This is a genomic window from Collinsella sp. AM28-11LB (assembly GCF_003469895.1).
Lineage (GTDB): Bacteria > Actinomycetota > Coriobacteriia > Coriobacteriales > Coriobacteriaceae > Collinsella.
This window is the reverse complement of the sequence record NZ_QSKJ01000008.1, coordinates 142,270-155,304: the sequence shown is the minus strand read 5'-3', so window position 1 is coordinate 155,304 and position 13,035 is coordinate 142,270. Positions and strand designations below refer to the sequence as shown.

Sequence of the window (13,035 nt, the reverse complement as noted above, 5' to 3'; positions counted from 1 at the left end):
CTGCGCACTTCGTGCGGCGGGGGTCCTGCCGTCCTGCGGAAAGATTTGGGGGCAAAGCCCCTGGCCTCCCTACGTTAACTTCGCTGGCGGCGGCTACAGGGACCTTCGCTCTGTAAAAGCGCCGGGCTGATAGTTTGGCTTTTTATTGATAGAGGCTCTTACTAGGCTGGAGCACTTCCTAGAGGCGGGCATCGGCTGTGTGCTTGGTTTAGGCGGCGCTGGATTCTTTGAATTCAAAGACTGGTTCTAGGAGGTCTTCGATGTTGCAGTGGAGGGCTTTTGCTATGGCTCTTACGCTTGTTACCGAAGCTTCATTGATGTTTCTCTGGCGCTGCTCGTACATTTGGATTGAGCGGAGTGACACACCCGATTCGTATGCTAGGTCTTGTTGGGTTTTCTTAAGCTTCTTTCTCGCTAACGCAAGTTTGGTTTGCCTGGACGCTTTTTTCGCCATATCGCAGACGAGACGAGCCACGCGTTCCTCCGAGGCTTCGTGCCAGGGGTAGTACAGACTGCGTAGCACATCGAATGGAACGACATGCAGCAAATCTTCGAAAGACTCTCCTAGGCGCCACTGCAGGTATGCCAGTATCCAGCCCGCCCAATATTCCGGCGTCTTCTCAAATCGATAGGCGCAGTCCGGTATAGGCCCGTTTTGATAGCCCGACCTTTCGGCGATAAGCGCGAACAGCTCAACGCCCGATTTTCCCGACACTACCCATGCGTTGCCGCGTTCGAACTCGCGAGCTACGCCGCTCAGGCAAAAGAGTTCAGCAACTTCCGATCCTTCTGCTCCGTAATCGTTAACGGCATAGTCGAAGCAATCCCCGAGGTTGTTCATTGCGTCCTCAAGGTAATAGACGGGATATGTCCTACTCGGCCCACGATCCGTTAACTCTTGGATCATTTAAATCAACCCTCCCTGACATCAAATCCCTAATGTCAACACCCTCGGTGTCAAATCCGTTTACCGTATCCAGGTACTTACGTCGAGCGTTCTGTTCTCGCTCAAATCGTTTGGGATAAAACTCAGCTCCCGAGGCCTGCTTCCAATCGCGAAACCTGATCGCCGAGAACGCGCGCTCACTCATAAGCGCATATTGAATGCCCAAATCCCCCAAAAACATAATGCGCTGCAATTGCCTGAGCGAAATCATGCCGTTAACGAACTGTCTTGCAAACGAAAAGTAGGAATCGTCAGCGCGATAGCCTCGAATAACGTCATAAGGAGATGTATCAATTAAGCAGTTATCAAGTAGATAGCGAAGCCCCTCGCGTGCTGCTGGCGTTGAAACATTGAACTCTCTGTTATTCGCCAGAATTGCAAGCCAGTTGAGAATCGAGAACTCACCTGATTCCAAATCCAAAATCGCAAGGCCATCTAAATCAAGCTCATATCGATTGGCAATGCCATCAGACTCGATCCGGCATGCCCATTCCATTGCCATTTCCTCATGAGGCGTGCAATAAAACCCGCGCCCATAGTCATTGAATTGCCTACATTTATCCAACGATGGATGCTCGACGACAACCTCCGACCCGTGCCATAGCTCCATAGCAACCTCCAAAAAAATATCACCTCAGTGATAGTTTACCAATAACTATCACTGAGGTGATATAGATAAGAGCTTTTGAGGGGTTGTAGCTCGATTAGAGGCAGGCCTCGGCAATGCGGCGCTTGAGTTCGTCGATGCCGGTACCGGTCTGGGAGCTTGTGATGATCACGTTTTCAGCCGGAACGTTGAGCTGCTTTTTGATAGCTGCTGCCTGGCGGGCCTGCTGGGTGCGGCTGAGTTTGTCGGCCTTGGTGAGGCAGACGATAAAGTTGAACTCGTTGCCCTGCAGGTAGTCGATCATGTCATGGTCGAGCTTGCTCGGGTCATGGCGAATATCCACCAGCGACACAACCAGGTTAAAGCTGCGCTCGGAGTCGAAGAAGTCGCCGATGAGCTCGGCCCAACGATCGCGCTCTGCCTTGGAACGACGGGCGAAACCGTAGCCCGGCAGGTCCACAAAGTGCACGTCGTCGGCCTCGAAGAAATTGATGTTGCTCGTCTTGCCCGGCGTGCTCGAAACCTTAACCAGGTTCTTGCGGCCAAAGAGCTTGTTCATGATCGACGACTTACCCACATTGGAGCGGCCCACAAAGCTCACCTCAGGACAGGTGGACTCGGGAATCTGCGAAACCTTGCCGTAGCTGGCAACAAACTTGGCAAGCTGGTAGTTAATGGAATCGGCCATGGATACTCCTTGGTCGTAGGTTCTTACAATAGAGATGCACGATTACGCAGCAGCGATGCGGCGGACGATATCGAGCGTCATACCGCTCGCGGTGCGGGCGTACTCGTCCAAATCGAACTCGCGCTCGCAAAACGCGTCATATGCCTCGTCACAATTATCGCTGATAGCGCGCAGCACCAGGCAATCGACACCATTCTTGGCCGCGATGTGCGCAATTGCCGCGCCCTCCATCTCGACGCAATCGGCATGCGTGGCCTCAATCGCAGCGTTACGCATGGCGTCACCCGTTACAAAGCGGTCACCCGTGGCGATAGTGCCACACAGGAACTGCTTGGGGTCCTTCTCCGCAGAATTCTCATCCGCCGAGGCATCCACAAATCCATGCTCGGCAAGCACGGCGGCGGCAACATCAGCCAACGCCGGCGCCGAGACAAACTCCTCGAGCCCCGGCGCGGACTCGGCGATGAGTGCCGTATCGGTATCCAGATAGCGCAGGCACTTGCCTATAACCACGTCGTTAATATGCAGTTTAGGGTTAAGGCCACCCGAAATGCCCGAAAACACAACGGCCTGCGGGGCGTATTTGCTGATGAGATGCTGCGTTGCGGCAGCGGCGTTCACGGTACCCATGCCAGCGGTCGTGGCAACCACCGTCAGACCGTCGAGCTCACCGCTTACAACGGTCAAACCCGCCTCATGCGACACATGAGCGCTGTTCAGTTCTTCTTTAATCTGCGCAACCTCTTTTTCGAGTGCGCCTATGATCGCGATGGTTGCCATGCCATCCCCCAAATCCGTGCAAATTGCTTATCCACGGTATGGTACCAGCATTTTGGTTCTTTCACTTTTTACGAAGTCGCTAGGCCAACGAGGACCGCACATCATAGAGCACCTTTGCAATCGCGGCCACAGCCTCGCTCGACTGGTCGCTCCACGGCATCGACGTCATGATGCTCATAACGTACCTATGGCCGTCGACGTCGATCAGTCCGGCATCGCATGTCGAATAGTAACCGTCCTCGCTGATCCAACCCGCCTTGTTGCGCACCAAGGCCTGATCGTCCGCAATGCCATCGCGAATAAATGAGCGCGATGTTGATGCCAGAAGGCCCGACAACCACTGTGAAGTCTCGGTATCTGCGCTCAGATACTCGCTCATCTCGCGCCATAACTTGGCCGAGGTGCGCGGGCAATAGGTGGGAAAATCACTCATCGGATCCAGTGTCGTTTCGTCATCAACACCCAGATTGGCAATCCAATCCTCATAGCCATCATGGTCAAACGCCACGCGTAACGCGATAAACGAATCGTTGTCCGAGTTAACGACGGCATTCTCGATAAGGTCGCGCACCGTCTGCCAGCCCATGCTGTCACCACCATACGTGGCTAAAGGCCAATCGAGCGACACCTGCCCCGATTCGACCAACGTCTCGCAAGTATAGAGCGCATACAGCGCCTTGTAAGTGCTCGCTCCATACACCTCGACATCGGCGTTATACGTCGCGCCCTTACCGCTCGACAGATCGTAAAACACCACGCCCACATCGCCCAGCTCCTGCGCCTGATCAAGGGCATCTTGGAGCGCGGCGAGGCTCTCATCCTCCAGGGCGGGGATCTGGTCATCAACCAGTGAGAAGGTCTGCACGGTATCGCCTGAGGGGATATCGTTAAAGTCCGCCTTCGAAAGCCTCGTCTTGAGGCTCGCTGTCGACAGGGTTTGACTTGCGGTGACTTTAGATTCAGAGACCTTTTTGTTTTGCGCCTGTACCGTTGACGCATCTGAGTGTGTCATTCGCTCCGACGCGTAGGTTTTGGCGGTAATTCCGAGGATAATAACTGCCGACGTTAGCATTCCAATGGCGGCAATCTTCCTCACGCGGATGCGAGCGTCAGCAAGGCCACGCGAAGGCGTGCCCTTCGTCTCATATCTGCTGCCATGTTGCGGCACATACTCGTCCCGCGATGCGATGTTTCGCACGTGGTCTCCTGACTGCTACCGTTTATATACGAGCAGCATGATACCGAGCAGGCATTTCTTTCCAAAGATATTCAGCGGCGTTTAAGGTGTCTTTAAAGAAACCACAAGCGTTTTTATCCAAATGGCACGATTCTGTTGCGCATCTCTGCCCAAAACGCAGTTGCGGTGAAATAGTTCCTGTTTGGGCGGCATAAGCCGATGCACAAGAACTATTCCACCGCAACTTGACGGGGCTCTTTGGCAATCAACTTGGTGCCCGGGGGCACTCATTTAAGTCTGTCCCCAATGAGTGCCCTTGGGAGCGAAAATGGCTCGCTAGCCGATGGCGATTTTGAGTTCGGCGCGGCGCTTTTTCATGCCCGTCATGACGGCGTTGCGCAGCTCGGGCATGCGCGCGGTATCCATCTGGGGCACGCCCTCAAGCTTATAGGGAATGCCCAGTTGCTCGTACTTGGCGACACCCATGGTGTGATACGGCAGCATTTCCAGGCCCACCACGTTGTGCCATGGAGCGATCAGACGACCGAGCGCCTCGCACTCCTCCACCGTGTCGGTAATGCCGGGCACCACCACGTGGCGGATAACGACCTTGATCTTGCGACGTGCAAGCTCATCGCCAAACGCCAAGATGCGTGCGGGATCGCAACCGGTCAGCTTTTTATGCTCAGCCGGATCGGCATGCTTGATGTCGAGCAGCACCATGTCGGTCTCGTTGAGAACGGCATCGAACTTCTCGGGATGGTTGGGATCGAACGCATAGCCGCAGCTGTCCAAGCAGGTATGCACGCGGCCATCGGGGTTGTTGTGCATTGCACGGAACAGGTCGGCCAAAAACTCAGGCTGTAGGAGCGGCTCGCCGCCGGACACCGTAATTCCGCCGCTGCGATAGAACTCGTGGTTACTCTGGAACTCATCCATGAGGTGCTCGACGGTCACCATCGTGCCGCCGTTGACCGACCAGGTATCGGGATTGTGGCAATACGCGCAGCGCATGGGACAGCCTTGGACAAACACCACAAAGCGGATGCCGGGTCCGTCGACCGTTCCCATCGTCTCGATTGAATGCACGCGGCCAAGGGCAAACGCAGAGTCCTCGGGACGAGCGTCCACACCCTCAAGCGTCATTTCTGCCATTCGCGCTACCTTGCCTCTCCTTGGGTGCAACCAATTAAAATGCCAGAGCCATTCTAGCCCATACGCATGATGGTGAAATGGTTTAGCGGTCAATTGGATTGTTCTATTTGACCCCACGCAAGAGCGGCGGGAGGGTTATCGCAACCCGCCCGCCGCCGTGGCAATAGAAATCGATAGACGCCAGGCCTTTACGCCTTGAGTGTGAGCACCGCGCCGAAGGCGGTCGGGCCGCAATGGCTCGAGATGACGCCGCCGACCTGAGTCCAGGTAACGTCCTTAAAGCCCAGGCCGTGCGCATAGACTTCCATGTCGTCGCGCAATTCCTCGGAAAGGCCTACCGAATACGCCAGGCCAATATGCGAGTAGTCGATCTCGCCCTTCTCTACCATGTGATCAATAAAGGCACGGGCGCACTTGAGCATAGAGCCGCGGAACTTCTTGGTCGCCACGAACTTACCACCCGTCACCTCAATGCAGGGCTTAATCTTGAGCAGATGGGCGCCCAGGAACGCGACGTTGGACAAGCGACCGCCCGCCTTAAGGAAGGCAAGGTCCGTAGGAACAAAGCCCAGCAGCACGCGGTCCATGACGGAGTTCGTAAATGCAAAGATTTCGTCGACGGTGACATCGGGGTGAGCCTCGATGTATTTGGCGGTCTCGACGACAACGAGCGACTGGCCCACCGAGACAAAGCGCGTGTCCATGGAGAACACGTAGTCGCGCCCCTGAGCCGCAATCTTAGAGGACTGATGCGAACAGGTCGTGGCCTCGGAATATGCAAGATGCAAAATAGTCGCGTCGGGTTGCTCGGCATGGATGCGGTCGTACACATACGCAAAATCCGCTGGCGAACAGCCACTGGTCTTGGGCATCACACCAAACTCGTTGCAGCGCGAATAAATCTCGAGCGGATCGATCGAGCCGTCCTCGACGGTCTCGTCACCAATCGTGACATGCATGGGCACGCGCACGATGCCGTAGCGCTCGCAGAGCTCTGGCGTCACATCCGACCCAGACTCAACCACGATTACATACTTGCCCATTCTTATCACGACCCATCTCGACGTTGGTTTTTTAATATATGACGCACGTCCACCGTCCTGCTGTAGAACGGCCTCCAAGCGCCAAAGAGACGCCGTCCCTTGCACACAACAAAGGACAGCGTCTCCCTGGAAAACTCCGTGCTTATCTGAGATTCTACACGGTTTATTAAGGAGTGTTACTTATTCCGCAAACGGTCGCTATACGCGATAAGCGGTAGCTGGCCGCGGCAACTGCGACACATTCCGCCCAACAAGTCCAATCGTGCTCCATGCACGGTTAATGAGCGAGGCGGTAGAAATCCATCGACGCCGCACCCTCGGCGTTCAGCGCCATCGCCGGAACCGCCGGCGAATAGGTACGGCTCGTAAGTGCCGCCTCGCCACCGTTGGCAAAAATCTCGACCATCGTAGTGTCCGAAAGCACGCGCAGGTCGCGAAGTTCGCCGAGCTCGATCGACCTCTGGTCGCGTCCATAGCCTTCGTCGCCCATATCGAGGGCAAGCATCCCGTCCGTATAACGCACAAAGACACCCTTGCGGATTTCGAGCTCGATCATCTTGGCTCCCTCGCAGGAAACCACGACATCAAACAGGCGTCCCGGCTCCTCAACGGTCTCACCGCCTACAGCACGAACGCAATCGCCGCGCATCCTCTCAATCTCGTGCGCCGGCCACTGGCAGAGCTTGCCGCCGCGCATGCTCAGCTCTCTCGGCATCGTCAGCGCGCACTGCCACCCGCGCGCCGCCGTCGGGCTTTCTGTCGTCGCATCGGGGCAACCCGACCATCCGATCATCAAACGCCGACCCGCAGCGTCCTCAAAGGACTGCGGGGCATAGAAATCAAAACCGGCATCGACCATCGGGGGCATGCCCTTCCCGACGATTTTAAAGCTCGGCGCCTCCCAATCGGCCTCGATGGGGAACCACACGCACTGATGCGGATTGCGGTAACGCCAACCATCGGCAGGCACACCCTGCGGACAGCAAACGAGAATAAGCTCGCCATCGAGCTCAAACAGATCGGGGCACTCCCACATAAAGCCAAACTTCTCGCCCAACTCAATGCGCGTCGCATAGCTCCAGTCCTCAAGATTGCGCGAGGTATAGACAAGCACGCAGCCACGGTCGTCTTTCGTACGAGCGCCCAGAACCATGTAGTAGATACCGTCGTGTTCAAGGATCTTGGGGTCGCGCACGTGCGTACCGATATCGTCGGGGTAATCGACCGGCCCAACAGCTATGCGCTTCTCGCCCAATTCGTCGGGATTCTCGGCAACCATATGAATCTGGTTTTGCTCACGGCCCGTCAACACGTAGTCGTAATCATCACGGTCAAAATGCTTAACGTTGCCGGTATAGAAGTAGTGAATCTTGCCATCACGTACAAAGGCAGAACCAGAATACGCTCCACTCGAATCCAAATCGGAATCGGGGAACAGCACGGGACCGTGATTCTCGTACGTCACAAAATCCTTTGTCGCCAGATGGTTCCAAAGCACTGGACCGCCATGCGCAGCATCGAACGGATCGTATTGATGATAGATGTGATACGTATCACCAATCTGAACCAAACCATTGGGGTCGTTGAGCCAGCCAAGCTCAGGCTCCACATGGAACAAAAGCCTATCGGGGTCGGACGCGATGCGAGCCGCCGTCTCATCCTGTCCGGCACGCCACTGCTCATAGTCCGCACGCATCACCTTGTTTTTTTGATTAAACATCGCCATTGACCTTCTCGTCTATAGGAAAGGACGCTCGACTCACACGAGCCGAACGCCCTTCCCCAAATGGACTTATCCGCACATTACGCTGAACGGCTCAACTAGAAGCTAACGTCGAAGCCAGCGCCAGCGCCCTCTTCATCGGTGGTCGGCACGCCTTTTGCCTTGTTGTAGGCAAAGATCAAGACGATCGGCACGATGAAGGCGATGAGATTGCCAGCCACATACCACACGAGCGTCTCGGGCGTAACGATGAGCAGGCCAAGCACGCCGGTCAGACCCTGACCGATGGCGCGCACCTCAAAGAGCTTCACGAAGGCACCGCCGCAGCCTGCACCGATGCAAGCGCAGATGAACGGGATGATCGAGTAGCGCATGTTTGCAGCAAAGATTGCGGGCTCGGAGATACCGACCAGCGTCGGGATAAAGGACGACATGCAGATGTTGCGCTCTTTGGAATGCTTCTTGTGAATGAGGTACATGCCGATGGCGCCGCCGCCCTGGGCGATGATGGAAACCGACCAGATTGCCTGGATGTAGTTGAAGCCAGTCGTGGCAACGAGGTTTGCCTCGATACCCTGGATGAACTGATGCGTACCGGTAACGACGAGCGGCTGCAGGAATGCGGCAAAGACAAAGGCACCGAAGACGCCCATCCTGTTGTACAGGATATCGATTACGCCGGCGAGGACGTCGCCGATCAGGTTGCCGAGCGGGCCGAACACGGTGAACAGGGCGACGTTAGCAAGAATCAGGGTAACGGTCGGAACAAAGACGAACGAAACGACCTCGGGGATGTACTTCTGGGCAATCTTCTCGACCTTGGCCATAAACCAGGCAGTCAGGATTGCAGGGAACACGCCGCCCTGGAAAGCAACCATGGGAATGGAGAGCGGACCGAAGTTCCAGTACTCAGCACCCGTCGGGTCCATAACGAACGTGTTACGGTTCATAAGGCTCGGGTGAACCATGACGATACCGACGAGGATGCCCAGGATCGGGTTACCGCCAAAACGCTTGACCGCGCTGTACATAACCAGGACAGGTAGGTAGTCGAAGGTGGCGGCGATAATGGCAAAGAAGCTTGCGAGGTTCTTGAGGAACTCGCTGTGATCGGCGAGGCTGCCCTCCATGCCAAAGAGGCCGTTGGCAACGATCAGCGACTTAAGGCCGATGATGATAGCAGCGCCGACGAAAGCGGGAATGATGGGGATAAAGATGTCCGAGAATACCTTGAGGACCGAGAAGAACTTGCCCTTCTTGTCCGCCTCGGCGCCCTTGACCTCGGAAGCGCTGATCTCCTTAACGCCCGTCAGAGCCATAAACTCATCGTAAACCTTGTTGACGGTACCGGTACCGAAGATGATCATGAGCTGGCCGCTGTTGTACAGCACGCCCTTGACGCCATCGATGTTCTCGAGCTCGGCCTTGTTGTACTTGCTCGTATCCTTGAGCACCAGACGCAGACGCGTAACGCAATGCGTGGCGCCCTCGATGTTCTCCAGACCGCCGACGTTATCGACGACTTGCTGAGACACTACTTTGTAGTCCATGTTCCTCTCCATTCCCTTACGAAATCATAAGACGTTTTGATGCCATTACAGAGACGCGATCGTTGCATTTGCGCACTTAAGCGTACCGTCGGTGACCGTCAGCGCCACACCCTGGCCCTGCTTATTGCAGAATCGAGCGTTAAGCGCAACATCATCGACAAAGATGGTCGCGATATCGTCGTCAACGACCAGGCGCACATGATGAGTGCCCTCGCCCTTAAAGAACAACGGACGCTCGAGGCCCATGTTGTTGACCTGGAACCACGGATACTGGGGGGCCGCCGTAAACTCGAGCTTGCCCTCACGCAGGTTGGCGCGGAACTCATAGGCAAGACCGGACTCGGCGTCCTCGGCAAGCTTCACCGAGAAGCCGGCAGCGTCACCGGCGAGCTCGATGTCGGCATCGAGCATATAGGTGGAACCGGCATCCGCGGCGAGCACCTGCTCGACCTTGCCCGACTCGCAGGAGAGCTCAAAGGCCTCGACTGCCTTAGCCTCGCCAAAGGCGCCAAGCATGCTGTCAGGAAGCTTGGTGCCGAGCGTTCCGTCGGCACGCTGAACGATCTCGAGGGGCATAAAGGTGCCACCCCACAGGTAAGAGCTGGGGTCGCCGCCCTCGTCACGCGTAGGAACCCAACCAAAGAGAACGCGGCGCTCGCCGTCAAATGCGGTACGCGCGGCATAGTACGCGCGGCCATCGAAGGAATCGTCCGCAGGAGTGATCCAAGGACCGTTGATAGAGCGAGACATGCGGTAACGGGTCTTGTTGCCATCACTGTACTCGGAGAACACCAGATACCACCAGTCGCCCATCTTAAAGAGATCAGGCATCTCGAACATGGTGTACAGGCCCGGATTCCACCAGTCGCCCTGGAACTCCCAGGTATCCAGGTCCTTGGAGGTGAACTTGACCAGACGACCGGTCATCAGACGCTTGTCCTCGCCCACACGCGCGCCGAGGATGAGCATGTACTCTTCGTTCTCCTCATCCCAAAGCACAAAGGGATCGCGCCAGTTGCGGTCATCGTAACCCTCCTGGGGCGGAAGCAGCGTCTCGGCGATGTTCTTCTCCCACTTGACGGCGTCGTCACTCGTTGCGTGAAGAAGAACCTGCTTCATCAAGCGTGCCTTGACCTTATCGCGATTGCAACCAGTGTAGAGCGCATGGTACTTGTCGCCCACCTTAAACACCGTGCCGGCATAAACATACTGGTCGACTTCCTCGTCGCCGCCACGCTCAAGGCTCTCGCCAAAGTCTTTGTAATTGACGAAGTCCTTGGTTGTCGCGAGTGCCCAGCCAAACGGCTCTCCGAAAGGTCCGGGGTTTCGCGTGTCACGCTGATGATAGAGATAGAACGTGCCGTCCTCGCCGTACGGCATGATGTCGCCTACCCAAATTCCCTCAGGCTGGTAATACACCTTGTGCATCCGAGACTTCCTTTCTCACGAGATACTAACTCGGTACAACTGCAAGATATGTCAATCGTTTTCATATGTCAAACGTTTTCACACCAATACGTCTTTTCGCAGTTCCAGTCGTCGGCAAACGGTTGACATATGCCGGCGAACGGTCATCAGAGGTGTTTGAGGAATTCTTTTGGCACGGGATGAACTACGCGGTTTTACCCTCAATGAGTTCAACGGGGAGCTTGATATTCGATTCGGGCTTTTCGCCGTTAATAAGAGCAATGATGGATTGCGCCGCGAGCTCTCCGATGCGATCGATATCTTGGCGAACGGTTGTTAAGTCAGGCATAAACGTCATAGTGCGGCGGGCACCATCCGCGCCCACGACCTTAATATCGCCCGGAGCGCTCAAGCCGCGCTGCTTCATCACGTTAAGACAGATAGCCGCCATCGTGTCGTCTCCCGCAAAGATGCCGTCAATATCGGGGTTCTCATCGAGGATCTTCGCAACGACCGCGCTCTTTTCGTCGTCGGGCTTAACGAACTCGACCTCACGGACAAGCGCGGGCAAACCGGCCTGCTCAACAACATCGAGGTAGGCATCGGTACGCTTATTGGCAGGCATGCGCATGCGGCTATTGCTGCGCAGGCACAGGATGCGCGAACACCCGTCATCGATCAGGCGACGCGTGGCAAGTTCGCCGATACTATAGCTGTCGCTCGCAATCTGAACAGAGGCCTCGCCAAGGTCGCAGTCGATACCAACCAGACTCAAACCCATCTCGGCATACGCCTCGGCACCGATATTAAGCGAGTTGACGATGACGCCATCAACCATATTGCGTCGAAGCATGTCGATATAAGAGCGCTCAAGCTCGGGTCGATTGGCGCTATTGCACAGCAGCATCTTAAAACCGTTTTCGGCCAGGGTATGCTCAATGACTTGAACCACTTGGGCATGAAACGGACTGCTGACATAGGGGACGATCATACCGATAAGATTCAGGCGACCGTTGAGCATGGCACGGGCGATATCGTTGGGCGTATAGTTGATGCGCTTCATCGCGGCATGGACCTTATCGCGGGTCTCTTGGCTAATATAGCCGCGATTATTAAGCACGCGAGATACCGTAGTAGGCGAAACCCCCGCCACCGCCGCAACTTCCTTGATGCCAGGCTTAGCCGTATCCTTAGAACGAGCACTCTCGCGAGCCATAGCACCCTCCCCCATCAACATGTCATACGTTTACATACGAACAAAGCATACCCCAACAAGAGCGGGAAGACGGTAACAGTACAAGTAAGTAAACGACTCATCCAAATAATTAGGAGAGTTCCGCCTAAAGGGTGACTACACAGGACCCAGCCAAGGCTGTTTGGGCTACCTCCCAAAATATTCCGCAGGACGCAAAGAGGCTCGCCGCACGAAGTGCGCAGCGAGCCTCTTTGCATGTCCGAGGACACCAATTTTGATTTAGCGTGGTTCCCTAAAGGGCGACAACGCAGGAGACCCGGCAAGGCCGGGAGCACTTTGTCTCGCAAACATTCCGCAGCCGCGAAGCGGCGAGGACGTTTGAGAGGCAAAGTGCGTAGGCCTTGCCGGGTCTCCGGTGGGAGTTGAGTCCCTTTAGAACTTGTTGTGGAAGGTACGCGAAATGACCTCGTCCTGCTGCTCCTTGGTGAGCGTGTGGAAGTTCACGGCGTAGCCGGAAACGCGGATGGTCAGCTGCGGATACTTCTCGGGGTGAGCCTGAGCGTCGAGCAGCGTCTCACGGTTAAAGACGTTGATGTTCAGGTGGTGGCCACCCTTCTCGGCGTAAGCGTCGAGCATGTGGACCAGGTTATCGGCCTGAGTCTCGGAAACTTCAGAAACCTTCATAATGTGTCTCCTTCGATTGATAGGCGCCGGCCGAAACCGGCGCGCCAATCAGTAATCGTTATTGTTAGTATAGCACTAAC

At 55.8% G+C, this 13,035-nt stretch carries 12 protein-coding genes; all 12 read right to left on the bottom strand.

The window, feature by feature from the left end; translation table 11 throughout:
• Positions 1–208 precede the first annotated feature (208 nt).
• The 12 genes from DW732_RS07375 to grcA3 all read right to left on the bottom strand — a co-directional run bounded on the left by DW732_RS07375 (position 209) and on the right by grcA3 (position 12,955).
• Positions 209–841: a helix-turn-helix transcriptional regulator gene (locus tag DW732_RS07375; protein ID WP_118099182.1), complete on the bottom strand. Its 633-nt coding sequence runs from the start codon at positions 839–841 to the stop codon at positions 209–211.
• Positions 842–872: 31 nt separating this feature from the next.
• Entirely contained in the window at positions 873–1,556 is a 684-nt protein-coding gene (locus DW732_RS07370) for a DUF3990 domain-containing protein (RefSeq protein ID WP_118099179.1), read from the bottom strand.
• 94 nt (positions 1,557–1,650) lie between these two features.
• Positions 1,651–2,241: a ribosome biogenesis GTP-binding protein YihA/YsxC gene (gene yihA / locus DW732_RS07365; protein WP_055252447.1), complete on the bottom strand. Its 591-nt coding sequence runs from the start codon at positions 2,239–2,241 to the stop codon at positions 1,651–1,653.
• Positions 2,242–2,283: 42 nt separating this feature from the next.
• Entirely contained in the window at positions 2,284–3,021 is a 738-nt protein-coding gene (mtnN, locus tag DW732_RS07360) for a 5'-methylthioadenosine/S-adenosylhomocysteine nucleosidase (RefSeq protein ID WP_118099178.1), read from the bottom strand.
• Positions 3,022–3,100: 79 nt separating this feature from the next.
• On the bottom strand, positions 3,101–4,219 hold the full coding sequence (locus DW732_RS07355) for a serine hydrolase (RefSeq protein ID WP_118099177.1): 1,119 nt from the start codon (positions 4,217–4,219) through the stop codon (positions 3,101–3,103).
• A 315-nt stretch (positions 4,220–4,534) separates the two neighbouring features.
• Entirely contained in the window at positions 4,535–5,353 is an 819-nt protein-coding gene (gene pflA / locus DW732_RS07350) for a pyruvate formate-lyase-activating protein (RefSeq protein ID WP_118099176.1), read from the bottom strand.
• A gap of 188 nt (positions 5,354–5,541) precedes the next feature.
• Positions 5,542–6,396 (bottom strand): DegV family protein, encoded by an 855-nt coding sequence (locus DW732_RS07345; RefSeq protein ID WP_117743234.1) that lies wholly within the window; start codon positions 6,394–6,396, stop codon positions 5,542–5,544.
• Positions 6,397–6,673: 277 nt separating this feature from the next.
• Complete coding sequence (locus DW732_RS07340) at positions 6,674–8,116, bottom strand: glycoside hydrolase family 32 protein (RefSeq protein ID WP_158553143.1); 1,443 nt, start codon at positions 8,114–8,116, stop codon at positions 6,674–6,676.
• Between the two features lie 101 nt (positions 8,117–8,217).
• Positions 8,218–9,669 carry a PTS transporter subunit EIIC gene (locus tag DW732_RS07335; protein ID WP_118099175.1) on the bottom strand — a complete coding sequence of 484 codons (1,452 nt, stop codon included), beginning with the start codon at positions 9,667–9,669 and terminating at the stop codon, positions 8,218–8,220.
• Positions 9,670–9,714: 45 nt separating this feature from the next.
• Complete coding sequence (locus DW732_RS07330; protein WP_118099174.1) at positions 9,715–11,097, bottom strand: family 43 glycosylhydrolase; 1,383 nt, start codon at positions 11,095–11,097, stop codon at positions 9,715–9,717.
• Positions 11,098–11,281: 184 nt separating this feature from the next.
• Positions 11,282–12,292, bottom strand: a complete 1,011-nt coding sequence (locus DW732_RS07325; RefSeq protein WP_225093894.1) for a LacI family DNA-binding transcriptional regulator — start codon at positions 12,290–12,292, stop codon at positions 11,282–11,284.
• A gap of 411 nt (positions 12,293–12,703) precedes the next feature.
• Positions 12,704–12,955: an autonomous glycyl radical cofactor GrcA3 gene (grcA3, locus tag DW732_RS07320; protein WP_055252439.1), complete on the bottom strand. Its 252-nt coding sequence runs from the start codon at positions 12,953–12,955 to the stop codon at positions 12,704–12,706.
• Positions 12,956–13,035: the final 80 nt, after the last annotated feature.